21 protein-coding genes are annotated in these 25,147 nt (G+C 67.2%); 12 read left to right on the plus strand and 9 right to left on the minus strand.

What is annotated here, in order from left to right:
• The first annotated feature begins 20 nt into the window (after positions 1-20).
• Together WT24_RS28865 and WT24_RS28870 are read left to right on the plus strand one after the other, a co-directional pair.
• Entirely contained in the window at positions 21-1,472 is a 1,452-nt protein-coding gene (locus WT24_RS28865) for an NAD-dependent succinate-semialdehyde dehydrogenase (RefSeq protein ID WP_060036623.1), read from the plus strand.
• Between the two features lie 109 nt (positions 1,473-1,581).
• Entirely contained in the window at positions 1,582-2,955 is a 1,374-nt protein-coding gene (locus WT24_RS28870) for an MFS transporter (protein ID WP_060036626.1), read from the plus strand.
• A gap of 128 nt (positions 2,956-3,083) precedes the next feature.
• Here WT24_RS28870 and WT24_RS35520 read toward each other — a convergent pair whose 3' ends face one another.
• Both WT24_RS35520 and WT24_RS28880 read right to left on the minus strand, forming a co-directional pair.
• Positions 3,084-3,290 carry a hypothetical protein gene (locus tag WT24_RS35520; protein WP_257127578.1) on the minus strand — a complete coding sequence of 69 codons (207 nt, stop codon included), beginning with the start codon at positions 3,288-3,290 and terminating at the stop codon, positions 3,084-3,086.
• Between the two features lie 58 nt (positions 3,291-3,348).
• Positions 3,349-4,254 carry a LysR substrate-binding domain-containing protein gene (locus tag WT24_RS28880; protein WP_060036628.1) on the minus strand — a complete coding sequence of 302 codons (906 nt, stop codon included), beginning with the start codon at positions 4,252-4,254 and terminating at the stop codon, positions 3,349-3,351.
• Between the two features lie 283 nt (positions 4,255-4,537).
• On the opposite strand from WT24_RS28880, the gene WT24_RS28890 reads away from it, so the two are divergent.
• The 6 genes from WT24_RS28890 (at position 4,538) to WT24_RS28915 (ending at position 12,251) form a co-directional block, all read left to right on the plus strand.
• Positions 4,538-5,476, plus strand: a complete 939-nt coding sequence (locus WT24_RS28890) for a LysR substrate-binding domain-containing protein (protein ID WP_059501785.1) — start codon at positions 4,538-4,540, stop codon at positions 5,474-5,476.
• A 326-nt stretch (positions 5,477-5,802) separates the two neighbouring features.
• Complete coding sequence (gene aldA / locus WT24_RS28895) at positions 5,803-7,227, plus strand: aldehyde dehydrogenase (protein ID WP_059795004.1); 1,425 nt, start codon at positions 5,803-5,805, stop codon at positions 7,225-7,227.
• 111 nt (positions 7,228-7,338) lie between these two features.
• Positions 7,339-8,661, plus strand: a complete 1,323-nt coding sequence (locus WT24_RS28900) for a nitrate/nitrite transporter (protein WP_179949405.1) — start codon at positions 7,339-7,341, stop codon at positions 8,659-8,661.
• Entirely contained in the window at positions 8,658-9,875 is a 1,218-nt protein-coding gene (locus WT24_RS28905; protein WP_059830232.1) for a mandelate racemase/muconate lactonizing enzyme family protein, read from the plus strand. The genes WT24_RS28900 and WT24_RS28905 overlap by 4 nt, the downstream gene beginning before the upstream one ends.
• Before the next feature lie 16 nt (positions 9,876-9,891).
• Positions 9,892-11,559 carry a GMC family oxidoreductase gene (locus WT24_RS28910; RefSeq protein WP_060036632.1) on the plus strand — a complete coding sequence of 556 codons (1,668 nt, stop codon included), beginning with the start codon at positions 9,892-9,894 and terminating at the stop codon, positions 11,557-11,559.
• A 104-nt stretch (positions 11,560-11,663) separates the two neighbouring features.
• On the plus strand, positions 11,664-12,251 hold the full coding sequence (locus tag WT24_RS28915) for a class I SAM-dependent methyltransferase (protein WP_060036634.1): 588 nt from the start codon (positions 11,664-11,666) through the stop codon (positions 12,249-12,251).
• A gap of 159 nt (positions 12,252-12,410) precedes the next feature.
• On the opposite strand, the gene WT24_RS28920 is transcribed toward WT24_RS28915, so the two are convergent.
• The 3 genes from WT24_RS28920 to WT24_RS28930 form a co-directional block, all read right to left on the minus strand.
• Positions 12,411-13,232 (minus strand): glycine betaine/L-proline ABC transporter ATP-binding protein, encoded by an 822-nt coding sequence (locus WT24_RS28920; protein WP_059501775.1) that lies wholly within the window; start codon positions 13,230-13,232, stop codon positions 12,411-12,413.
• Between the two features lie 14 nt (positions 13,233-13,246).
• The gene (locus WT24_RS28925) at positions 13,247-14,212 is read right to left on the minus strand and encodes a proline/glycine betaine ABC transporter permease (RefSeq protein WP_060036637.1); all 966 of its coding nucleotides are present in this window, start codon (positions 14,210-14,212) and stop codon (positions 13,247-13,249) included.
• A 70-nt stretch (positions 14,213-14,282) separates the two neighbouring features.
• On the minus strand, positions 14,283-15,320 hold the full coding sequence (locus WT24_RS28930) for an ABC transporter substrate-binding protein (protein WP_059501770.1): 1,038 nt from the start codon (positions 15,318-15,320) through the stop codon (positions 14,283-14,285).
• A gap of 572 nt (positions 15,321-15,892) precedes the next feature.
• Here WT24_RS28930 and WT24_RS28935 point away from each other — a divergent pair.
• The 3 genes from WT24_RS28935 (at position 15,893) to WT24_RS28945 (ending at position 19,317) form a co-directional block, all read left to right on the plus strand.
• Complete coding sequence (locus tag WT24_RS28935; protein ID WP_060036639.1) at positions 15,893-17,044, plus strand: porin; 1,152 nt, start codon at positions 15,893-15,895, stop codon at positions 17,042-17,044.
• A gap of 330 nt (positions 17,045-17,374) precedes the next feature.
• The gene (blaOXA, locus tag WT24_RS28940; protein ID WP_082742316.1) at positions 17,375-18,181 is read left to right on the plus strand and encodes an OXA-1043 family class D beta-lactamase; all 807 of its coding nucleotides are present in this window, start codon (positions 17,375-17,377) and stop codon (positions 18,179-18,181) included.
• Positions 18,178-19,317 carry an acyltransferase gene (locus tag WT24_RS28945; RefSeq protein WP_060036642.1) on the plus strand — a complete coding sequence of 380 codons (1,140 nt, stop codon included), beginning with the start codon at positions 18,178-18,180 and terminating at the stop codon, positions 19,315-19,317. The genes blaOXA and WT24_RS28945 overlap by 4 nt, the downstream gene beginning before the upstream one ends.
• A gap of 148 nt (positions 19,318-19,465) precedes the next feature.
• Here WT24_RS28945 and WT24_RS28950 read toward each other — a convergent pair whose 3' ends face one another.
• The 3 genes from WT24_RS28950 to WT24_RS28960 form a co-directional block, all read right to left on the minus strand.
• Positions 19,466-20,053: a class I SAM-dependent methyltransferase gene (locus WT24_RS28950; protein WP_060036643.1), complete on the minus strand. Its 588-nt coding sequence runs from the start codon at positions 20,051-20,053 to the stop codon at positions 19,466-19,468.
• A gap of 243 nt (positions 20,054-20,296) precedes the next feature.
• Complete coding sequence (gene poxB, locus WT24_RS28955; RefSeq protein WP_059795058.1) at positions 20,297-22,018, minus strand: ubiquinone-dependent pyruvate dehydrogenase; 1,722 nt, start codon at positions 22,016-22,018, stop codon at positions 20,297-20,299.
• A 147-nt stretch (positions 22,019-22,165) separates the two neighbouring features.
• Positions 22,166-22,666, minus strand: coding sequence for an Lrp/AsnC family transcriptional regulator (locus WT24_RS28960; protein ID WP_059501736.1), 501 nt, complete (start codon positions 22,664-22,666; stop codon positions 22,166-22,168).
• A gap of 197 nt (positions 22,667-22,863) precedes the next feature.
• Here WT24_RS28960 and WT24_RS28965 point away from each other — a divergent pair, with 197 nt between their 5' ends.
• Complete coding sequence (locus tag WT24_RS28965; protein WP_060036644.1) at positions 22,864-23,880, plus strand: 1-aminocyclopropane-1-carboxylate deaminase; 1,017 nt, start codon at positions 22,864-22,866, stop codon at positions 23,878-23,880.
• 197 nt (positions 23,881-24,077) lie between these two features.
• Here the strand turns inward: WT24_RS28965 and WT24_RS28970 are convergent, their stop codons facing one another.
• Positions 24,078-25,103 (minus strand): hypothetical protein, encoded by a 1,026-nt coding sequence (locus WT24_RS28970; protein WP_060036646.1) that lies wholly within the window; start codon positions 25,101-25,103, stop codon positions 24,078-24,080.
• Positions 25,104-25,147: the final 44 nt, after the last annotated feature.

The raw sequence follows: 25,147 nt of genomic DNA on the forward strand, positions 1-25,147 counted from the left end.
CACTGAAGGAACGACATACGATGAACGAATTTCTGAGGACCGGCCATTACATCGGCGGCGAATGGCACGAATCGCATGGCGCGAGCGATGCGACCTATCCGGTGCTGAACCCGGCGACCGGCGAGACGATCGCGAAGGTCGCGAAAGGCGGCGCCGACGACACGCAGCGCGCGATCGACGCGGCCGCCCGCGCGTTTCCCGCATGGCGCGCACTGACCGCGAAGGAGCGCGGCGCACGCGTGAAGCGCTGGGGCGAGCTGATGCTCGAACACCGCGATGCGCTCGCCGAGCTGCTGACGCGCGAACAGGGCAAGCCGCTCGCGGAAGCGCGCGGCGAAGTGGCCTACGCGGCCAGCTTTCTCGAATGGTTCGCGGAAGAAGCGAAGCGCATGTACGGCGACGTGATCCCGAGCCCGAAGCCGAATGCGCAGATCGTCGTCACGCGCGAGCCGGTCGGCGTCGTCGCGGCGATCACGCCGTGGAATTTCCCGCTCGCGATGATCACGCGCAAGGCCGGCCCGGCGCTCGCGGCCGGCTGCACGATGGTGCTCAAGCCGTCCGAGGAAACGCCGCTGTCGGCGTTCGCGCTCGCGGTGCTCGCCGAGCGGGCGGGCGTGCCGGCCGGCGTGTTCAACGTGGTGTCGGGCGACGCGGTCGCGATCGGCGAGACGCTGACGAGCTCACCCGTCGTACGCAAGCTGTCGTTCACGGGCTCGACGCGGGTCGGCAAGCTGCTCGCGAAGCAGTCGGCCGACACGCTAAAGAAGCTGTCGCTCGAACTCGGCGGCAACGCGCCGTTCATCGTGTTCGACGACGCCGATCTCGATGCGGCGGTCGACGGCGCGATCGCGTCGAAGTTCCGCAACACCGGCCAGACCTGCGTGTGCGTGAACCGCTTCCTCGTGCAGGACGGCGTGTACGACGCGTTCACGCACAAGCTCGCGGACGCCGTGCGCAAGCTGCGGGTCGGCAACGCGCTCGCGGGCGAAGTCGACCAGGGCCCGCTGATCAACGAAGCGGCGCTCGGCAAGGTCGAGCGGCACGTCGCCGACGCCACCGCGAAAGGCGCGAACGTGCTCACCGGCGGCAAGCGCCACGCGCTCGGCGGCACTTTCTATGAGCCCACCGTGCTGACCGGCATGACGCCCGACATGCTGATCGCCGAAGAGGAAACCTTCGGCCCCGTCGCCGGCTGCTTCCGCTTCACGACCGAGGATGAAGCCGTCGCCGCGGCCAACGACACGCCGTTCGGGCTGTCCGCGTATTTCTACACGCGCGACCTCGGCCGTGCATGGCGTGTGGCGGGCGCGCTGGAAAGCGGGATGGTCGGCGTCAACGACGGGATCATCTCGACCGAAGTCGCGCCGTTCGGCGGCGTCAAGCAATCGGGGCTCGGTCGCGAAGGCTCGAAGTACGGCCTCGACGAATACGTGGAGCTCAAGTACACGCTGATGGCCGGCCTCGGCCGCTGAGCGCTGTCCGGCCGCCGCCCGGCGGACGGCTCGCGCCGCACGGTCGCGCGACGACGTCGGTTCGTCGCGCACCGCTTGCGACGACACACATAACAATCCAGGAGGCTGCTTGAATCAAGCCAACGTTCAATCCGGCACCGCACGCGCGCTGCCGCTGTCGCGCGGCGCCGATGTGCCGCACCGTCCCATCGCGCTCGACGACGTGCCGCTCAACCGCTTCCACGTGAAGATCGCGGGCCTGACGTTCGGCGCGCATTTCACCGAGGGCTACACGCTCGGCACGATCGGCTATGCGCTCGCCGCGCTCGGCAAGCAGATGCCGATCGACGCGTTCTGGATGGGGATGATCGGCAGCTCCGCACTGATCGGCATCTTCTTCGGCAGCCTCGTATTCGGCTGGCTGTCCGACCGGATGGGCCGGCAGAAGATCTTCCTGACGAGCTTCGTGATCATCACCGCGGCTGCGTTTGCGCAGTTCTTCGTGAGCTCGCCGCTCGAACTGTGCGTGCTGCGCATGCTGATCGGCTTCGGGATGGGCGGCGACTTCACGGTCGGCCACGCGATTCTCGCCGAATTTTCGCCGCGCAAGCATCGCGGCGCGTTGCTCGGTTCGTTCAGCGTGATCTGGACGATCGGCTATGTCGCCGCGAACGTGCTCGGCCTCGCGTACAGCGATGCCGCGCCCGATGCATGGCGCTGGCTGCTCGCGTCGGCCGCGCTGCCTGCGCTGGTCGTGCTGGTGTTGCGCATCGGCACGCCCGAATCGCCGCGCTGGCTGCTCGGCAAGGGCCGCGAGCGCGAGGCGCGCGCGATCGTCGCGAAGCATTTCGGGCCGCACGTGGTGCTCGACGGCTCGGCCGAACCGCATGCGAATACGGGCTTTGCGCGCTTGTTCCGGCGCGACCTGATCCGCCGGACGGTCTTCAACTGCGCGTTCTTCGTGTGTCTCGTGATTCCGTACTTCGCGATCTACACGTTCCTGCCGACGATCCTGAAGACGATCGGTCTCGCCGAAGGTTTCGGCGCCGATCTCCTGCTGAACGGCTTCCTCGTGCTCGGCGCGCTGATCGGCATCTGGCTGACGATCCGGTTGTCGCGCCGCGGCTTCCTGATCGGCTCGTTCGCGGTGACGTGCGCGTCGCTCGTCGCGCTGGCGGTGCTGCCGTCGTCGGCGGCCGTCGCGATGATCGTCGCGTTCGCGATCTTCACGCTGACGATGTCGGCGTTCAGCAATCTCGTCGGCGTGTTTCCGCCCGAGTGCTTCCCGACCGAGGTGCGTGCGAGCGGCGTGGGCCTCGCGATCGCATGCAGCCGGCTCGGTTCGGCGATCGGCACGTTCCTGCTGCCGGTCGGCATCGCGACGCTCGGCTTTCACGCGACGATGTTCGCGCTGGCCGGTGTGCTGCTGGTCGGGATGATCGTGTCGATCGCGTGGGCGCCGGAGACCAAGCACCTGACGCTGGAGGAGGCGGCGGGGCATTGAGGCGAGCGACGCGCCGACGGCAGGAGGCGCGGCATCGCGCATGCAACGAAGAACCCGGCCATGGCCGGGTTCTTCGTTTGTAACGCGTACTTTGCCACTGACGAAAAAGCTGGAAACCGCCGCTCGGCTCAGAACAGACTGCTCGTGCAGTCCCGCGCGCCGTGCAGCACGTGAAGCGCGTCGATCTGCACGGGGGGATCGCCTTTGACCCGATAGAAGATCTGAAAATTGCCGTATCCGCGATGCCGCACGCCGTGGGCTGTGGTGCACCGGCCGATTCGGATGTTCGGGCTTATCTCGATAGTTCGGGCAGGCTGACCTTCGCCGTCACTCATCCGAGGTTGATTCGATCCGAAAACCGGATATCCGTCGTCAACCTTTCGTACCCGCCCGTCAGCTGCGTCTCAACGGCGACGTCGTCCCCTCCCCCTTCCTCGCCGCCTGCTCCCGCAGCCACGCGGCAAACGCGATCACCGGCTCGACCGCGACGCTCTCCGGCGCGATATCGAGCCAATAGCCGAACGGCCCGATCGGCTGCACAGGCGACAGCCGCACGAGGCTGCCTTCGGCGATCTCCTCCTCGATCATCGTGAGGTCGACCACGGCAAGCCCAGCGCCCTTGCGCGCCGCCCGGATCGCCTGTTCGAGCGTCGAGAACTCGATGCCGTCGCCGATTCGTTCGGGCGCGATGCCGGCCTGCTCGCACCAGTCGGCCCACAGCGTCAGGCGCCGGCCCTCGTGCAGCACGTGCAGCGACGGCAGCCGGCCGAGCAGCGCATCGAGCGCGTCGCCTCGGTAGCGCGGCGCGCCGACCAGCGCATGCCGCTCCATCATCAGCAGCTCCGAATGCATGCCCGGCCGCGCCGCACGCCCGAAGCGGACATGACAATCGCAATCGTCGGCCGGCTCGGTGCGAATCGACAGCTCGACGTCGGGCAGCGCCTCCGCGAGCGTGCCGAGCCGCGGCGAGAACCACTGCGTGGCGAACGTCGGCGGCAGCGATATCGTCAGGCGCCGCTTCGCGCCCGGCCGCGTCGCGGCGATTTCGCCGACGCCGCGCTCGATCGTGTCGAACGCCTGCCCGATGAACGGCAGCAACCGCTGGCCGGCGTCGGTCAGGCGCACGCCCTTGTGATCGCGCTCGAACAGGCGTGCGCCGAGCGCTTCCTCGAGCAGCCGGATCTGCCGGCTCACCGCGCCTTGCGTCACGCACAGCGACACCGCCGCGCGATTGAAGCTCAGGTGACGCGCGGTCTCCTCGAAAAATCGCAGCGCGATCAACGATGGCAGGCGTCGCATGATGTGTGTCCCCTTCGTTCGTATCGTTCGTATCGTTCGTATCGTTCGTATCGTTCGTATCGTTCGTATCGTTCGTATCGTTCGTATCGTTCGTATGGTTGCCGGCCGGCGCCGCCGGCCGCTCCGCGGGCAGCTTTATCGCAGAAAAGCGCGCCGGCCGTCATGCCGTGAAAACCCCGAGGCCCGGCGCCTTTCACCCCGTCATTCATCGCCCCGCCGTGCCGGGCTCCCGCCTACAATAAGCATCCCGCACCAAACACGACATTGCCCCGTGAGACGCAAGATGCCGGCGCTGAACGCGCTGAAAGCCTTCGAGATGGCCGGCCGCACCGGCAGCTTCACGCGCGCGGCCGAACTGCTCAACGTGACGCAGAGCGCGGTGAGCCGGCAGGTCCGCCAGCTCGAAGGCCAGCTCGGCGAAACCCTGCTCGAGCGCCGCCATCACCAGCTCGAACTGACGGCGGCCGGCCGCGTGCTGCTGCGCGCGCTGCAGCAATCGTTCGACAAGATCGAGTTGACGGTGCGCAGCCTGCAGGAAAAAACCCACCTGAACCGCCTGCGCGCGAACGTGCCGCCCACCTTCGCCGCGCGCTGGCTGATGCCGCGCCTCGGCCGGCTGCGCGATGCGCATCCCGAGTTCGAGCTGAGCCTCACGACGCGCATCCACGACAGCCTCGGCGAATCCCGCGTGCTCGACTGCGCGATCCGGTTCGGCGACGGCGAATGGGACGGCTTCGACAACGCGCTGCTGATGCAGGAGCAGCATATCGCCGTCTGTGCGCCCGCGCTGTATGCGCGGCTGCGGCAGGAAGGCGCGCCGATCGACTTGAACCGCTTCACGCTGCTGCACGTGCTCGCGACCGACGACCAGCGCTACCTGACCTGGCAGCACTGGCTGAAGGCCGCCGGCATCGCCGACGTCGACACGCGCGGCGGCTACGAATTCGACCTGCTCGACCATGCGATCCGCGCGGCGATCGACGGCCTCGGGATCACCATCGCCGACCGTCACATGGTCGCGCGCGAACTCGCGGCCGGGCAGTTGATGCAGGTGCTCAACGTGCACGTCGACGGCCACCAGTCGTACTGGTTCGTCACGCGACCCGAGCAGACGAATCTGCCGCACATCGTGCAGTTCCGCGACTGGCTGCAGCAGGAAGTATGGCTCGCGAAACGCCACCTCGAACCGTCGTCGCCGCTGCCGCAAGTGCCGCTGGCCTGAGATCGGCCTGGGCCGCCGTCCGCGGTCCGCCCTCCGCCCTCCGCCTCCGGGCGGCGATACCTTACCGCTCCCGAGCCCGTCCGCATTCGGACCAGTCGGAAAATACCCGAAGGCCCACGCCCGCGCCACGCATCGCACCAGCCGTCATCGCCTTGCCCGACGGGCGATTCCGGCCGATTCGTCGAGTAACGTGCGTTTTTCTCATGGTCGACGCAAAAATAAGTCGTTTGTCGTGCGCTAAACGCATGAACAGAATGACTCCGTCCCGTGCCACGCGTGTCGCCACCCGAAGCGATCCGCCGGGCATCCATCGGAGGAGTCACTTCATGCGCACCGAACGCAACTACGTGAACGGCCGTTTCGTCGCCCCGGAAAGCGACACGTTCATCGTCGTCCACAATCCCGCCACCGAAGCGCCGTTCGCGCGCGTGCCGGCCGCGACGCCGGCCGACGCGCTCGCCGCCGTCGACGCCGCGGCCGCCGCGCAAAGGGCGTGGCGCACGCTGCCGAGCGCCGAGCGCGCCGCATACCTGCACCGCTTCGCCGACGCGCTGACCGCGCGCGCGCCCGAGATCGGCGCGGCGCTCGCACAGGAATCCGGCAAGAGCGTCGAGGACGCATCGAACGAAGCCGTCTACGCCGGGCAGATCACGCGTTACCACGCCGAGTGGGCACGCCGGATCGAGGGCGAGATCATTCCGAGCGATACGCCCGACGAGAACCTGTTCCTGCAGCGCGAGCCGATCGGCGTCGTCGCGTGCCTGATTCCGTTCAACTATCCCGTGTATACGCTGCTGCGCAAGGTCGCGCCCGCGCTGATCGCCGGCAACACCGTGGTCGTGCGGCCGAGCAATCACACGCCGGTGTCGGCGTTCGAAATCGCGAAGGCCGTCGACGAGGCCGGCTTCCCGCCGGGCGTCGTCAACATCCTGACGATGGACCATGCGACGGCCGAAGCGCTGTGCACGCATCCGGCGGTCGGGATGATCACGCTGACCGGCAGCGTGAACGCGGGCCGCAAGGTGCTCGACTACTGCAAGGCGAACATCGCGAAGCCGTCGCTCGAACTCGGCGGCAAGACGCCCGCGATCATCGAGCCCGATGCCGATCTCGAACGCGCGGCCGCCGCGCTCGTCGCATCGAAGACGACGCATTGCGGCCAGCTGTGCACGGCGATCGAACGCGTGTACGTGCACGACAGCGTGCACGACCGCTTCGTCGCGTTGCTGAAGGACAAGATGGCCGCCGTGCGCAGCGGCGACCGCGCGCAAGACGCCACGCGGATGGGCCCGCTCGTCAGTGCGGCCGCGCGCGCACACATCCACGGGATGGTCGAACGCGCGGTCGCGGCAGGTGCGACGCTCGAAACCGGCGGCACGATCCCCGACGGGCCCGGTTTCTTCTACCCGGCCACGCTGCTGACGAACTGCCGGCAGGACATGGAGATCGTGCAGGAGGAAACCTTCGGCCCGGTCATGCCGGTGCTGCGCTACACGACGCTCGACGAGGCCATCGGCTTCGCGAACGATCACCAGTTCGGCCTGTCGTCGGTGCTCTACACCGAGCGCTATCGCACCGCGATGACCGTCGCGAACGCGATCGAGGCGGGCGAGCTGTACGTGAACCGCACGCCGGCCGATCCGTATCAGGGCTTCCATGCCGGCTGGAAGCGCTCGGGCCTCGGCGGCGACGACGGCAAGCACGGCATGCTCGAATTCACGCAGACGCGCCTCGTCGTCATGAAGTATTGACGCCGCCGCGCCGGCGCACCGTCGCCGGCGCGCGCACCGCCCCTGATCCGATCCGACACAAAACAAATCTGCAGACCTCCGAACCGCGGAAGTCTGATGGAGGAAGACATCATGCCGACCCAACCGTCGACGCCCGCCGCGTCGCTCGCGTTGCACGACGACGCCCACGCGTCACAACATTCGCGCTCGCAACGCTACCTGCAACTGCTGCTGCTCGTGATTGCCGCGGGCGCGATCTATCCAATGCTGTATCTGCGGCAGGTGTATCAGCCGACGATGCTGCAGTTCTTCCGGATCGACGACGTGCAGCTCGGCTACCTGTATTCGTCGCTCGGCACGATCTTTCTCGTCAGCTACCTGCCGAGCGGCTGGCTCGCCGACCGGCTGTCGCCGCGCTGGCTGATCTGCTTCTCGCTGCTCGCGACGGGCGCGCTCGGGCTGATCTACGCGACCGGGCCGTCGTTCGACACGCTCGTGGCGATCTTCGCCGGCTGGGGGCTGACGACCGGCCTCACGTTCTGGGCGGCCGTGATCAAGCGCGTGAACATGATCGCGGGCCGCGACGAACAGGGCCGCTTCTTCGGGTTGCTCGACGGCGGCCGCGGGCTCGTCGAGGCGCTGCTCGCGACGATCGCGATCACGCTGTTCGCCTACGTGACGCACACGCACGGCGGCACCGATGCGGCCGGCTTCAAGCTCGTGGTGCACCTGTACGCGTTCTGCTGCATCGGGCTCGGCGTGGTGCTCGCGCTGGTGAAGGATCCGGCACGCACCGACGACCGTGCCGCCGCCATCAAGCGCGCCAGGGGCAACGTCCTGAGCGACCTGAAAACGCTCGCGGCGATCCCCGAGCTGTGGCTCGTCGCCGCGATCGTGTTCTGCGGCTACCAGGTGTTCTGGGCGACCTACAGCTTCTCGGCGTACCTGCACGAAGGCAATTTCGGGCTCAGCGCGACGGCGGCCGGCTTCATCACGACGCTCAAGCTGTGGATGCGCCCCGTCGGCGGCATCGGCGGCGGCTTCCTCGGCGACCGCGTGTCGAAAGTGTCCGTGCTGTTCTGGGCGCTCGTGCTCGCCGCGCTGTCGCTGGTCGGGCTGATCGCGGCGCCCGCGCACAGCCCGCAGGCGATGCTCGTCGTGCTCGTGCTGTTCATCGGCATCCTCACTTACGCGATCCGAGGCCTGTACTGGTCGCTGCTCGACGACTGCAAGGTGCCGACGCACTGCGCGGGCCTCGCGATCGGCCTGATCTCGGTACTCGGCTATTCGCCCGACGTGTTCGTGCCGCTGATCAACGGCTACGTGACGCAGACCTGGCCGGGCGCGCACGGCTACCAGCTCTATTTCGGCTATATCGCGGCCGTGGCGCTCTGCGGAGCGGGCGCCGCCGCGTTCCTCAAAATCCGCCTCAACCGCATTCAGGAGTCCGCATGAAGATCGTCTCGCTCGAAACCCATATCGTCGCCGTGCCGCCGCCGCACATCGGCGGCATGTACTGGATCTTCGTGAAACTGAAGACCGACGACGGCATCGAAGGCGTCGGCGAGATCTATTCGGCGACGTTCCACCCGAAGGCGATGGGCCCGATCATCGACGACGTGTTCGACCGCTACCTGCTGAACCACGACCCGCACCACGTCGAGCGGCTGTTCCGCCAGGCGTATTCGAGCGGCTTCACGCAGCGGCCGGACCTGACGATGATGGGCGTGGTCAGCGGCCTCGAAATGGCGTGCTGGGACATCGTCGGCAAGGCGGCCGGCAAGCCCGTGTACGAACTGCTCGGCGGCAGGATCCACGAACGGCTGCGCTCGTACACGTATCTGTATCCGAAGAACGCGCGCGGCGAATACGACTACGACGATCCCGACCTTGCCGCCGAATGCGCCGCCGAGAACGTGAAGCTCGGCTTCACGGCCGTCAAGTTCGATCCGGCCGGCCCGTACACCGCCTATTCCGGCCACCAGTTGTCGCTCGAAGTCCTCGACCGCTGCGAACTGTTCTGCCGGCGCGTACGCGAAGCCGTCGGCAGCAAGGCCGACCTGCTGTTCGGCACGCACGGGCAGATGGTGCCGTCGTCGGCGATCCGGCTCGCGAAGCGGCTCGAAAAGTACGACCCGCTGTGGTTCGAGGAGCCCGTGCCGCCCGGGCAGGAAGAAGCGATCGCCGAAGTCGCGAAGCACACGTCGATTCCGATCGCGACCGGCGAGCGCCTGACGACCAAGTACGAATTCCACAAGCTGCTGCAGGCGGGCGGCGCATCGATCCTGCAACTGAACGTCGCGCGCGTGGGCGGCCTGCTCGAAGCGAAGAAGATCGCGACGCTCGCGGAAGTGCACTACGCGCAGATCGCGCCGCACCTGTACAACGGGCCGGTGGGGGCGGCCGCAAGCATCCAGCTCGCGACCTGCACGCCGAACTTCCTGATCCAGGAAAGCATCATGACGTGGGGCGGTTTCCATTCGGAAGTCGTGAAGACGCCGATCCGCTGGGAAGACGGCTACATCGTTCCGTCGAACGAGCCGGGCCTCGGCATCGAACTGAACATGGACGTCGTGAAGCGCCACACGCCGTACACGGGCGAGCGACTGCACCTGCAGATGGGGGAAAAGCCCGTCGACGTGAAGGACCTCGCCCCGGCGAAGGGCTGAGCGCAGAGGAAACGACATGACCTACGACTACATCATCGTCGGCGCGGGCTCGGCCGGCTGCATCCTCGCGAATCGCCTGAGCGAATCGGGCCGGCACTCGGTGCTGCTGCTCGAAGCGGGCGAGCGCGACGCGTCGTTCTGGTTCAAGGTACCGGTCGGCTTCACGAAAACCTACTACAACCGCCGCTACAACTGGATGTACTACAGCGAGCCCGAAGCGCAGCTCGCCGACCGCAAGCTGTACTGCCCGCGCGGCAAGGTGGTCGGCGGATCGGGCTCGATCAACGCGATGGTCTACGTGCGCGGCCAGCGCAGCGACTACGACGACTGGGCGAGGGCCGGCAATCCGGGCTGGGCGTACGACGACGTGCTGCCGTACTTCCGCAAGCTCGAAACCCACGCGGCCGGCGCGACCGATCCGCAGCATCACGGCGCGACGGGGCCGATCCACATCACGTCGATGAAGGCCGACGTGCATCCGATCGTCCACGAGTTCCTGAAAGGCTGCGGGCAGCTGAACCTGCCGCGCACCGACGATTTCAACGGCGCGCAGTTCGAAGGCGCGGGCATCTACGACCTGAACACGAAGCACGGCGAACGCTGTTCGAGCAGCTTCGCGTACCTGCGGCCCGCGCTGGGTCGTGCGAACCTCACGCTGCGTGCCGGCGTGCTCGTGCGGCGCGTGACGTTCGACGGCACGCGTGCAACCGGCGTGGTCGTCGCCGGCGAGCACGGCGACGAAACGCTCGTCGCCGCGCGCGAGGTGATTCTCGCCGCCGGCGCGGTCGATACGCCGAAGCTGCTGCAACTGTCGGGGGTCGGCGATCCGGCGCTGCTCGCGCGCCGGCGCGTGCCGCTCGTGCATGCGCTGCCGGCCGTCGGCCGCAACCTGCAGGATCACCTGTGCGTGAGCTTCTACTTCAAGGCGAACCGGCCGACGCTGAACGACGAGATGGGCACGCTGCTCGGCAAGATGAGGATCGGGCTGCGCTACCTGCTGACGAAGCGCGGCCCGCTCGCGATGAGCGTGAACCAGGCCGGCGGCTTCTTCCGCGGGTCGGGCGACGCGCACGAACCGAACCTGCAGCTCTACTTCAACCCGCTGTCGTACCGGATCCCGAAGAGCGAGCGCGCGAGCATCAAGCCCGAGCCGTATTCGGGCTTCCTGATCGCGTTCAACCCGTGCCGGCCGACGAGCCGCGGCACGATCGAGATCGCGTCGAACCGCGCGGAGGATGCCGCGAGAATTCACATCAACGCACTGACCACGCAGAAGGATCTCGACGAAGCCGTGCAGGGCAGCAAGCTGATCCGTGCGCTGATGCGCGCGCCGGCGTTGAAATCGATGACCGTCGAGGAAATCTCGCCGGGCCCGCAAGTCGATTCCGATGAAGCGATGCTGCAATACTTCCGCGAGCAGTCGGGCTCGATCTACCACCTGTGCGGCTCGTGCGCGATGGGTCCCGATGCGGCGACATCCGTCGTCGATGCGTCGCTGCGCGTGCACGGGCTGCAGGCGCTGCGGATCGTCGATGCGTCGGTGTTTCCGAACATCACGTCGGGCAACATCAACGCGCCGACGATGATGGTCGCGGAGAAAGCTGCCGACCTGATTCTGGCCGACGCGCGGCGCGGCGAGACGACCGGCGCGCGCGAAGGCGAACGGGAAACCGTCGCGCCCTGATCCCGCGAACGGGGCCCGCGCGGTCCCCTGCTCTCCCCGGCCGCCGCGGCGGCCCTGCCGGCGGCACGCCGCTTGCTCGCCCGGGCCGGAAAGGAGAGCACATCATGGCGACTCATCTCGGCCAACCCGGACGGCCGCGCGGCCTCGCCGGGCGCATCGCCGGCCGCATCATGCGCCGGCACAACCGGCTGGACAACGTGTGGACCCTGTCGTTGCTGGCAATCGGCGACAGCGACCGGGTACTCGAAGTCGGGTTCGGCCCCGGCGACGCGATCCGGCTCGCGACCGAAGCGGCGCCGTCCTGCCACGTTGCCGGCGTCGATCACTCACTGACCATGCTGGCCGCCGCGAAACGCTTGAACCGCGTACCCATCGAACAAGGGCGCGTGAACCTCGCGCTCGGCTCCGTCGACGCGCTGCCATTCCCGGACGACGCGTTCGACAAGGCGTTCTCGATCAACTGCATCTACTTCTGGCCCGCGCCCGCACACGGCCTGCGCGAATTGCGGCGCGTCGTCCGGCGCGGCGGAATCGTCGCGATCACCGTCCGCGACATCGACCGCGCACCCTACGATGCCCATCGGCCCGACAAGCTCGCGCGGCTGATGAGCGACGCGGGCTTCGTGTCGGTCGCCGTGCAGCGCAACGGCACGACGTCGCATCCGCTTGCCTGTGTACTCGGCACCAAATAGGCGGGCGTGGCATGAAGACAACTGCCGACGAGTCCACTGCATCGGCAACTGACCGGAAACGCCCGCTCGTCGCACGGATCCCGTCGGCGGAACCCTGTAAAAAACGGCGCATCGCTCATCGCGATGCGCCGTATTTCATTCACGCAGCCATCCGGCCGCTCAAGCCACGCTCGTGCGCTTCTCCACGAACCGTCTCACATAGTCGTCCGCCGGCCGCGACAGGATGTCGTCCGGCGTCCCGACCTGCACGAGCGTGCCGTCGCGCAGGATCGCGATCCGGTCGCCGATGCGCAACGCCTCGTCGAGATCGTGCGTGATGAACACGATGGTCTTCGCGAGCGTCGCCTGCAGTTCGAGCAACTGATCCTGCATCTCGGTGCGGATCAGCGGATCGAGCGCGGAAAACGCCTCGTCCATCAGCAGCACGTCGGTGTCGGCCGCCAGCGCGCGCGCCAGCCCGACGCGCTGGCGCATTCCGCCCGACAGCTCGTCCGGATAATGGTCGCCGTAGCCGTCGAGCCCGACCTTCGTCAGCCAGTTGCGCGCCGCGTCGGCCGCGTCGTGCCGCTTCTCGCCGCGCGTGCGCAACGCATACGCGGCGTTGTCGAGCACCGTCTGGTGCGGCAGCAGCCCGAAATTCTGGAACACCATGCTGACCTTGTAGCGGCGCAACTCGCGCAGCCCGTGCGCGTCGAGCTTGATCACGTCGCGGCCGTCGATCACGATCTCGCCTGCGGTCGGCTCGATCAGCCGGTTGAAGTGCCGCACGAGCGTCGACTTCCCGGAACCCGACAACCCCATGATCACGAAGATCTCGCCCGACTCGATACCGAGGCTCACGTCGTTGAGCCCGACGTTGCAGCCCGTTTCGGCCAGCACCTCGGCCTTGCGCTTGCCGGCGCGCAGCAGGTCGAGCACGCGCGCGTGCGCGGCCGGCGGCCCGAACAGCTTGTACACGTGTTTGACGTCGATGGTCGCCATGTTCGCCTCCGTTCCTATGCGCGCGACGATTGCGCCGCCTGATTCGAATCGACGCCGGCGGCCGGCGCCTTGCCCGGCAGCCGGTACGGCACGCGCGACGCGCTCCGCTGCCGGCGCTGCTGCGCGAGCCGCCGCCGGGCGCGCCGCTCCTGGCCGAAGCCCTGGCTGATCCGGTCGATCACGATCGCGAGAATCACGATCGCGAGGCCGGCTTGCGTGCCCTTGCCGACGTCGAGCGTCTGGATGCCGGCGAGCACGTCCTCGCCGAGCCCGCGCGAGCCGATCATCGATGCGATCACGACCATCGACAGCGCCATCATCGTCGTCTGGTTGATGCCGGCCATGATGCTCGGCCGCGCCAGCGGCAACTGCACGTTCACGAGCAGTTGCCAGCGCGTGGTGCCGAACGCGCGCGCGGCTTCCGTCACGTCCGAATCGACTTGGCGGATGCCGAGATCGGTCAGGCGAATCAGCGGCGGCAGCGCGTAGATGATCGTCGCGAGGATCGCGGGCACCTTGCCGAGACCGAACAGCATCAGCACCGGAATCAAGTACACGAAGCTCGGCAGCGTCTGCATCACGTCGAGCACCGGCAGCAGCATCCGGCGCAGCCACGCGCTGCGCGACGCGACGATGCCGACCGGCACGCCGACCGCAACCGACAGCACCGTCGCGACGAGCATCAGCGCGAGCGTCTGCATCAGCTTGTCCCACAGGCCGAAGCAGCCGATCGCATAGAGCAGCAGCATGAAAAGTGCGCCGAGCCCGATGCGGCGCGTGGCGTTCCACGCGATCGCGCCGACGACCAGCAGCACGAGCCACGGCGGCGCCGCGCGCAACGCGCCTTCGAGCGGCACGAGCAGGTAGCGCAGGACCAGCGCGCTGAAACGATGGAAGCCGTCGCCGTATTGCGCGACGAACGTCTCGAGCGCGCTGTTGACCCAGTCGGCGATCGACAGGTGCAGAAAGAAACCGTCCATGTTGATTCTCCGTCGCGCCGCGAAGGCGCGTGACGGCGGCGGCAGGCGCGAGCCCGCCGCCGCGCGCAGGTTACGCGCCCTTCAGGCTGCCGGCGATCTTCTGCGCGACGTCGGCCGGCACCCACTGCTTCCACATGTCCGGGCGGGTCTTCAGGAACTGCGTGGCCATCGCCGCGCCGTCGATCTTCTTCGTCGTCATCTCGAGGATCGTCTGGTTCAGGAAGTCCATCGGAAAACGCACCTTGCCGAATACGCCGACGAGATCGGGGTTCGCATCGGCGAACGGCTTCGACACGCCGACCGTCAGCCGCGACACCATGTACGACGACGCGCACTGGTGCGTGCTGCTCTCGTCGCGCAACGTCTTCCAGCATGCTTCGTTATAGGCCGGCATCTTCAGCGCGGTGAACTTGTACTTCGCCATCAGCGCGGCCGGGCCCCAGTAATAGAACACGATCGGCGCGCCGCGCTGGTACGCGGACGCGATCGCCGCATCCAGCGCCGCACCCGTGCCCGGATGGAAGTTCGTATAGGACTGGTCGAGCTTCAGCACGCGCAGCAGGCGCGTGTTCACGCGCTCGCAATCCCAGCCGGTCGGGCAATTCAGGAAGCGGCCCTTGTCCGGCTCCTCCTCGTCGGCGAATACCTGCTTGTACTTCGGCAGATCGTCGACCGACACGAGCCCCGGCGCAACCGGCTTGATGTGGCGCGCCGGATCGCCCTTCACCACGTAGTCGGGCACGAACCAGCCTTCCGTCGTGCCGCCCGGCAGCGTGTCGCCGATCAGCTTCACGGCGCCCGACGCGACCGCCTTCGCGGTGATTTCGCTGCGGCCCGTCCACTGCTCGGCCCAGATCTGCAGGTCGTTGCGTGCGAGCGCCGTTTCGGTGGCGGCCGTGCTGCCCGGCACGACGTCCGTCTTGCAGCCGTATCCCTTCTCCATGATCTGCCGCAGCACCTCGGTCGCGAACGATCCGCTCTCCCACGTGATGCCCGCGAAATGGACCGTCTTGCCGTCGGTGCACGCGCCGCCGGCCGCATGGGCCGCGGGCGCGGACAGGATCGCCGCGGCGGCGAGAAGGGCCGTTTTCAGTCGTCGAATCTGCATGGTGGGTCGTCTCCAAATCTGATCTGATTGTTTGTGCGTCGCGGCAGGCGCGGCGACCGGCGCATCGCGAACGCATCCACGCCCGGTCAGCCTGCATGTTTGAGCCGCCAATTTGTTTAGGGAAACGAGTAATTCCGATCATTGCAATCGGCAGCGCCAATCGATCGCCCGACGCGCTGCGAAGCCCGTGCGGCGGGCCTCCCGAACGTTTTCCAGTGGTGCGGCCACGGCCCGGCTCGGGCGGCATTGCGCGCCGCTCGCCGTTGCCCGGCCGACATCGAATCGTGACGCCGCGCCGCCCGTTTCCACGGTCGAGACCGCCCGTCGCGCCCCCATTGGCGAACCCGATCCCATCCATCGAAATTACTCGCTTTCGATTCCGTTTCGGCTTCGGAAGAATGCGCGGTGTCATCGGAGGAGACACGACCCGACGTTGCCGGGTGCCGCGCCGCCGCGCGTTGCGCGATCCGGCGCCGCACGCGCTGCGCCGGATCGCCCCGGATGACGGGGCGCGCCTTGCCGGACGCGCTCACGACAACCGATACAAGCTGGATATCCCGGAGATCTCATCAATGAAAAAGACCCTGACGGCGCTCGCCGTAACGGCCACCTTCGCCGTGCCCGCGTTCGCGCAAAGCAGCGTCACGCTGTACGGCGTGATCGACGAAGGCCTGAACTACACGAACAACGTCGGCACCGGCCACGTCTACGAAATGGCCAGCGGCTACGCGCAGGGCAGCCGCTGGGGCCTGAAGGGCAGCGAGGATCTCGGCGGCGGCATGAAGGCGATCTTCCAGCTCGAAAACGGCTTCGACGTGAACAGCGGCCGGCTCGGCCAGGGCGGCCGCATGTTCGGCCGCCAGGCGTACGTCGGCCTGAGCCAGGCGCAGTACGGCACGCTGACGTTCGGCCGCCAGTACGACTCCGTCGTCGACTATCTCGCGCCGACCACCGCCAACGGCAACTGGGGCGGCTACCTGCTCGCGCACCCGTTCGACAACGACAACACCGACAACTCGTTCCGCCTCGACAACACGGTGAAATACGCGAGCCCGAATTTCGGCGGCTTCCAGTTCGGCGGCGCATACAGCTTCAGCAACAGCACCGGTTTCTCCGACAACCGCGCGTACAGCTTCGGCGCGCAGTACCAGAACAGCGGGCTGCTGATCGGCGCCGCGTACCTGCAGGCGAACCATCCGGGCAACGGCTCAGCCGGCGCGATCACCGCGAACGACGCGAGCTACATCGCCGAGCGCATGCGCGTGTTCGGCGCGGGCATCAACTACACGTTCGGGCCGGCGACGGTCGGTTTCGCATACACGAACTCGAACTACAAGAACCCGACCGGCAACGGCTATCTGGGCACGCCGGGTGCGATCGTCGCGCCGGGGGCGACGGTCAGCGCGATCAAGTACCAGAACTTCGAGGTGAACGGTTCGTACCAGATCACGCCGGCGTTCATGGTCGGCGCGCAGTACGTGCTGTCGCTCGAGAAGTACGACGCATCGAGCGGCGACGCGAAGCCGAAGATCCATTCGGTCGGACTGATGGCCGACTACAACCTGTCGAAGCGCACCGACGTGTACGTGCAGGCCGCGTACCAGCACATCGCCGGCGACCGGACGAACTCGATCCTCGACAACGCATTCATCCCCGGCACGGACGCGCCGTCGTCGACGTCGAACCAGGTGGCCGTACGGCTCGCGCTGCGCCACAAGTTCTGACGCAAGCCCGTTCTCCGTTCTTCACGCGACACCCGCGCCGGTCGGCGCGAGGTGTCTTCGCCCGCCCGCAGGCACAGGTCTGCCGGCGGGCTTTTTCATCGGCGCGGCAATGGGTGCGCGAGCGACATGAACCGCCGGAACCGGCGAAGGTCGCCCACGTGCCCCGTCAACCATGACAGGTCGACAGCCGGCGATCCGCCGATACACTGTGAGCCATCCCGACGGCGGCAATCGACCTCGTCATCGATGCCGGCCGTCGCTTCGATTGCGCACGGCCTGCCGCTCCCCGCCGCCCCGCCCCCCTTCCGCACGCTTTTCAAGGAGCTGCACTTGAAGCACTGGCGTCATGCGCTGTTCGCCTTCGCCGGCCTCGTGGCCGCCGCGTCCTCTCGCGCCCATCCCGTTTGCACCGTCGTCGCCGACGCCGCCACCGGCAAGGTGCTCGTGCAACAGGGCGATTGCACGACCCGCGTGACGCCTGCATCGACGTTCAAGGTCGCAATCGGCCTGATGGGCTTCGACGCCGGCGTGCTGAAGGACGAGCACACGCCCACGCTCGACTTCCACGCCGGCTACCCCGACTGGGGCGGTGCGCCGTGGCGCGAGCCGACCGACCCGGCGCGTTGGATGAAGGTGTCGATATTCTGGTATTCGGAGCAGGTCGCGCAGGCGCTCGGGCAGGCACGCTTCCAGCAGTACACGAGCGCGTTCGGCTACGGCAATGCCGACGTCACCAGCAAACAGGGCGAACTGCCCGGCGTGATGGGCGCGTGGGTCAATTCGTCGCTACGGATCTCGTCGCTCGAACAGGTCGCGTTCATGCGCAAGATCGTCCGCCGCACGCTGCCCGTCAGCGCGCACGCGTACGACATGACCGCACGCATCACGCTGCTCGACGCGCAGCCGGGCGGCTGGACCGTGCACGGCAAGACGGGCACCGGATCGCCGGGCCTCGAGTACGACGCCGCGCACGCGTACGGCTGGTTCGTCGGCTGGGCGACGAAGGGGCCGCGCACGCTCGTGTTCGCGAACCTGATCCAGGACGAGCAGGCGCACACGCCGAATGCCGGCCTGCGCTCGCGCGACACGTTTCTCGCGACGCTGCCGGCGCTCGCCGAACCGGCCCGGCCGCAATGAGCGCCGCCCCGCGCAACGCCCGCATCGACCTGCTGCGCGGCGTATCGATCCTGCTCGTTCTGCTGCATCACTTCAACATCGCGTATCCGCTGCGCGACACCGCGCTCGCACGCGTGCTCGGCTGGGACACGGTCCATGCGATCGTGCGCAACGGCAATTACGGCGTGACGATGTTCTTCGCGATCTCGGGCTACCTGATCACGTCGAATGCGCGCCGCCGCTGGGGCAGCCTCGGCACGCTCGACGTGCGCACGTTCTACGTGTCGCGCATCGCGCGGATCGTTCCGTGCCTGCTTCTGCTGCTCGCGCTCGTCGACGGACTGGCCGCGGCCGGCGTGCCGATCTTCGCGAACCATGCGCCGCAGGGCGTCGCCGTGTCGTACTGGCTCGTGAACCTGGCGTCGCTCACGTTCTGGATGAACGTGCTGATCGGCGCGTACGGATGGGTCAACTACGCGCTCGGCGTACTGTGGTCGCTGTCGGTCGAAGAAGTGTTCTACCTGTCGTTCCCGCTGCTGTGCATCGCACTGCGCCGCGACGCGTGGCTGTTCGCGTTCTGGCTGCTGGTCGCCGCGATCGGCCCCGTGTACCGCTATACGCATCCGGGCGACGAAGGCGGCTTCCTGTACGCGTACTTCGCCTGCTTCGACGGTATCGCGATCGGCTGCTGCACCGCGCTGCTAGCCGAACGCGCGCGCTGGCAGACGCTCGCGGCCGCGCCCGTGCAATGGCTCACGGCAACGGCGATGACGGCGCTCTATCTCGCGTGGTCGATCGTCGAAAGCCATGTATTCGGCGTCTCCGCGATGGCGCTCGGCACGGCCGTGCTGCTGATCGGCGCGCATGCGCAACGCACGCCCGATCGCGGCCGCGTGCTCGCGCCGCTGCGCTGGAGCGGCCGGCTCAGCTACGAGCTGTACCTGTTCCATCTGATCGTGCTCGGCGCGCTGCGCACGTTCCGGGCGCCGTCTGCCACACATGGCGACGACAAGCTGGTGCTGCTCGTCGCGTATCTGGTGCTTTCGGCAGGTTTCAGTGCAGTCATCGCGCGCGGTTATGCGACGCCGCTCGATCGCTTCGTCAAGCGGGTCGCGTTGCGGCCTGCCGTGCAGATGGCGAGCAGCACGCGGGTCTAGCTTTCCGCGGGTGACGGCCAACGAAGGAGAACGCGGCCGGGATGGCAGGAACCCGATGTGACGACGTGCCGAAGGAAAACCGGATGGATGAGCACGGCGAACCAATGGGCTTGACGGGGCGCCGGCTGAGCGCGCCCCGCAGCCATGCTCAACCGGCGTATGCGGCGGCGCAGCGCACGGTCACGATGCGCGCAGGCGGAAAATTTGCCCAGACGATCCGGCTATCGCAGGCAACGAATGCCGAATCGCCGAGCGGGTGACGGCCGGGCGGCCGCAAATCGTACGTGAACTGAATCATCACACCGTCGGCCCACAGCACACGACGGCATTGATCGACGATCGCCGCCACGTCTTCGCGCGGCAGCGTGCGCAGCGGCAGGCACGAGACGATCGCATCGACGCGAGCATCGGGCGGCAGCAGCCGCTCGAGCTGCCGCGCATCGCCCAATACGATCGAGACGCCCGGAAAACGTCGTCGCAGGTGCTGCACGAACGCGGGCGAGCGTTCGACCACGACGAGGCGCTGTGGCGCGACGCCGCGCTGGAGCAACGCTGCGGTGATCGCGCCGGTGCCGCCGCCGAGTTCGACGACGAGCCCGTCGCCGTCCGGCACTGCATCGGCCATCTCGCGCGCCAGATGCCGCGAACTGGGGCACAACGCACCCACCAGGGCCGGACGCTCGACCCACTCGCGCACGAACAGCGCCGAGACACGCCACGCGTTCGGCCACGTCATTGGCGCGCCTCGCGCGGTTGCGCCGTCGGCTTCGACATGCCGACGACTTCATGGAACAGGGCTGGGGCGACACGGGGCTCGAGCATGCGCATCCTCCTGGGACGAATCGATCCGCCGCAGGGCGCGGCGACCCAATCGATTTTAGGAAAAGCAAACTTAAGGCGACGTGAAGATTGTCCCTGATTTATCCGATCAATTCGTGCCGGATCGGCGGCCGGCGCCCGTCCAGCTTACGCCTCCCGCTCACCGCAAATTCGTTCTCGCCAGCTCGACGATCTCGTCGCCGCGCCCGCTGAGGATCGCGCGCAGCATGAACAGGCTGAAGCCCTTCGCATGCGCGAGCTCGATCTTCGGCGGCATCGCGAGCTCGTACTTCGACGTGACGACGTCGACCACGGCCGGCCCGTCATGCTCGAACGCCGTACGCAACGCGTGCTCGACGTTTTCCGAATGCTCGACGCGCACGCTGAAAATACCGGCGCCTTTCGCGATCGCCGCGAAGTCGGTCGGGCTCAGGTCGACGTTCGTGTCGAGATAGCCGGCCGCCTTCAGCTCCATCGACACGAAGCCGAGCAGGCTGTTGTTGTACACGACGATCTTGATCGGCAGCTTCAACTGGCGTGCGCTCAGCAGATCGCCGAGCAGCATCGACAGGCCGCCGTCGCCCGACAGCGACACGACCTGCCGCCCCGGATGCGCGCCCTGCGCGCCGAGCGCCTGCGGCATCGCATTCGCCATCGACCCGTGGTTGAACGAGCCGTGCAGTTGCCGCTTGCCGTTCATCGTCAGGTAGCGCGCGGCCCAGAGCGTCGGCGTGCCGACGTCGGCCGTGAAGATCGCGTCGTCGGCCGCGACCTCGTCGACGATCTTCGTCAGGTACTGCGGATGAATCGCGCGGCCCGGCGGCTCGGCCACCGCGAGATCGTCGAGCCCCTTGCGCGCGGCAGCGTAGTGCTTCAGCGCGTTCTCGAGGAAGCGCCGCTGCGTCTTGCGCGTGAGCCGCGGCAGCAACGCCGCGATCGTTTCCTTCACGGTGCCGACGAGCCCGAGCGCGAGCGGCGCGCGATGGCCGAGCTGCGAGCCCTTCCAGTCGATCTGCGCGACCTTCGCATGGGTCGGATAAAACGGCCGGTACGGGAAATCCGTGCCGAGCATCAGCAGCGTGTCGCACGATTCCATCGCGTGATAGCCGGAGCTGAAACCGATCAGCCCGGTCATTCCGACGTCGAACGGGTTGTCCCATTCGACGAACTGCTTGCCGCGCAGCGCGTGCACGACCGGCGCGCCGAGCGTGTCGGCCAGCGCGACCACTTCGTCGTGCGCGCCCTGCGTGCCGCTGCCGCACAGCAGCGTGACCGCGTCGGACCCGTTGAGCAGCGCCGCGAGCCGGTCGAGATCGGCATCGGCCGGCAGGATCGACGGCGGCGCCGCTTCGCTCCACGCCGGCGCCTCGTCCGGACCGTCGCCGAGCGCGATATCGCCCGGCAGCACGATCACCGCCACGCCGCGCTCGTCGATCGCGGTGCGCATCGCACGCGCCAGCACGCGCGGGAACTGCGATGCGTTCGTCACGAGTTCGGCGAAGTGGCTGCACTCGCGGAACAGCTCCTGCGGATGGGTTTCCTGGAAGTAACCGAGGCCGATCTCCGTGGACGGAATGTGCGCGGCGATCGCGAGCACCGGCTGGTGGTTGCGGTGGCAGTCGTACAACCCGTTGATCAGGTGCAGGTTGCCGGGGCCGCAACTGCCCGCGCACACCGCGAGCCGCCCGGTAGACGCCGCATCGGCGCCGGCCGCGAACGCCGCGCTTTCCTCGTGCCGCGTGTGCATCCAGCGAATCGAGCCGATCTGGCTCAAGCTGAACGACAGGCCGTTCAGGCTGTCGCCCGTCACGCCCCAGATGCGCTCGACGCCCGCTGCTGCAAGCGTCTTCGCCAGATATTCCGCCATCGTCTGTCTTGCCATGATGCCCTCACAGTTGGGTTGTCGCGACATGCAGCATCTGCCCTGCATCGGCGCATGATAGTCAAGGACGCGAATCGGCGTATGAACGGTGCAATCGCGATTCGTTCCGCGCGGACGCCCGACGCGAAAACCCGCTGCCCTGCCGCGCTACAGCGGCAGCGCATGCGTCGACAGGATTTCCTTGAGCACCATGAACGAGCGCACTTGCCGCACGCCCGGCAAGTAAAGCAACTGCTCGGCATGCAGCCGGTTGAAGCTGTCGTTGTCGCGCGTGCGCACGAGCATGAAGTAGTCGAACTCTCCCGTCACGACGTGGCATTCGACACACCCCGACACTTTCTGCGCCGCCTTCTCGAACGCGGCGAACGCTTCCGGCGTCGAGCGATCGAGTACGAAGCCGATCACGACCAGCATCCCGGCGCCGAGCGGCTTCGGTTCGAGCAACGCGACGATGCCGCGGATCAGCCCCATTTCCTTGAGCCGCTCGACGCGCCGCAGGCACGCCGGCGCGCTCAGCTTCACTTTCGCCGCGAGGCTCACGTTCGAGATCGACGCATCCTGCTGCAATTGCCGCAGGATCGCGCGGTCGATGCGATCGAGCGTCGGTGCGGCGTCGGCTCGCGATGTACTGCCGCCATCTAATTTCATTGCGTCAACTCCCATTTCAACGAATTGAAATTGCTTAACCTGCATTCATATCGTCGATAACGTAGGTCTACACAATTCATTTCGCAAGCTCATTTCCCGCGCTTCTGCCTATCATCTTTTGCATCGGAGCCCGGCCTGCCGGCAGCGCCCGAACGATCCGCTTTCCCGTCTTGTTCCCCTTTCCGGAGCCCCCGCCAATGAACCTGCAACGCTTCCCCCGCTATCCGCTGACGTTCGGCCCGACACCCATCCAGCCACTCAAGCGCCTGAGCGCGCATCTCGGCGGCAAGGTCGAGCTATATGCGAAGCGCGAGGACTGCAACAGCGGCCTCGCATTCGGCGGCAACAAGACCCGCAAGCTCGAATATCTCGTTCCGGACGCGCTCGCGCAGGGCGCCGATACGCTCGTGTCGATCGGCGGCGTGCAGTCGAACCAGACTCGCCAGGTGGCGGCCGTCGCCGCGCATCTCGGGATGAGGTGCGTGCTCGTGCAGGAACACTGGGTCAACTATGAAGATCCGGTGTACGACCGGGTCGGCAACATTCAGTTGTCCCGGATGATGGGCGCCGACGTGCGGCTCGTCTCCGACGGCTTCGACATCGGCATTCGCCGCAGTTGGGAAGAAGCGATGGAGAGCGTGCGGCAGGCGGGCGGCAAGCCGTATCCGATTCCGGCCGGGTGTTCCGAGCATCCACTCGGCGGGCTCGGATTCGTCGGCTTCGCGGAGGAGGTGCGTGCGCAAGAAGCGGCACTCGGGTTCAAGTTCGATTACGTCGTCGTCTGCTCGGTGACGGGCAGCACGCAGGCCGGCATGGTCGTCGGCTTCGCGGCCGACGGGCGCGCGGATCGCGTGATCGGGATCGATGCGTCGGCGAAGCCCGAGCAGACGCGCGAACAGATTACGCGGATCGCGCGGCATACGGCCGAGCTGGTCGGGCTCGGCCGCGATATCGTCGAACAGGATGTCGTGCTCGATACGCGGTACGGCGGCCCCGAGTATGGCTTGCCGAGCGACGGCACGCTGGAAGCGATTCGCCTGTGCGCCCGGCTGGAAGGCATGTTGACCGATCCCGTCTATGAAGGGAAATCGATGCACGCGATGATCGACAAGGTACGGCTCGGGGAATTCGAGCCGGGATCGAAGGTGCTGTACGCGCATCTTGGCGGGGCGCCGGCGTTGAGCGCGTACCACGAGATCTTTCGCAACGGCTGACGGCGCCGGTCGAGACAGTGCGCGCTCGGCGTTTCCGGCGCGCCCGATCGACACACGTACAAAGTGAAATGTCGCCGGCAAGCCGGCGACAAACGATGCGGCCACGGATGTAGCGCACCTGAGGCACTCGATTCAATGCGCGCGGGGCATGTTCGACGGAACGCGCCGTGCGATGCAGCCGCCCCGGACGCGCCCGCTCAGTTCTGCGTGAGCGGATTCAGCGTCGTGCACAGGAAGCCCGTGCAGTTCTTCGGCGTGAAATAGAACGACGCCATCACCGGCGACGGAACGCCGAGCGCGATATCGCTCAAGTACGCGGCACCCTGCGCGCCGAACGTATTGGCTTGCTGCACGAAGTTCGCGCCGGTCGCCTGGATCGCGGCCGACTGGTACGAGAAGGTCGGCGACTGCGTCTGGTCCTTCACGTAGATCCACGAGATCGTCGTGCCGAATGCCATCCCACCCTTCGCGCGATAACCCTTGGCCCCTTCGCTGTTGGCCTGGGCGATGAAATCGTCGACGGTCGACGCCGGCGCCAGCGCGTCGTACGTATAGGTCGCGGTCGACGCGTTGTTCTTCATGTACACGTTCGCCTGCACGGCGCCCACCACCATCGGACCGAGGAACCAGTAGCCCGACTGGCCCTGCCCGTTCGCCTGCGTGAGGAACGCGTTCGCGTCGGCCGGCAGGCCCGTCGTCGTGTACGTGTAGGTGGCGGACGAACCGCCATCCTTGCGATAGAGATCGCCGTACGTGAGCGGTCCTTCGTAGCGGTAACCGCTCGCTCCTTGCGCGTTGGCCGCGTTGACGAAGGACGTCATGTCGGCCGGCGCCGTCTGCAACTGGTACGTATAGGTCTGCGCGGTGCCGTCGTTCACGAAGATCGATTGCGTGCCGCCATTGGTCGCGCTGTAGAAATAGTCACCCAGATAGCGGTAGCCCTTCGCGCCTTCGCTGTTGACCAGCGTCAGAAAGCTCGCCTTGTCGGCCGCGACAGGCTGCGCCTCGTAGCGCCACGTCAGCGTGCTGCCGCCCGAACCACCCGATCCACCAGTGCCGCCGGTGCCGCCGCTGCCCGTCCCGCCCGACCCCGTGCCGCCCGTTCCACCGCCACCGTTGTTGCTCGTCCCCGATCCGCCGGACGCCGCGGGCGAGGAATTGTCGTCGCCGCCGCAAGCGGTCAGCGCAACGCAGGTCAATGCAATCAGTACAGCGGCTTTCATCGGGGTCCCCTTTCAAACGAACTGGACGAACGAAGCCGGCACGC

This window comes from Burkholderia sp. MSMB1078WGS (assembly GCF_001528895.1).
In the GTDB taxonomy this organism is placed as follows: Bacteria; Pseudomonadota; Gammaproteobacteria; order Burkholderiales; family Burkholderiaceae; genus Burkholderia.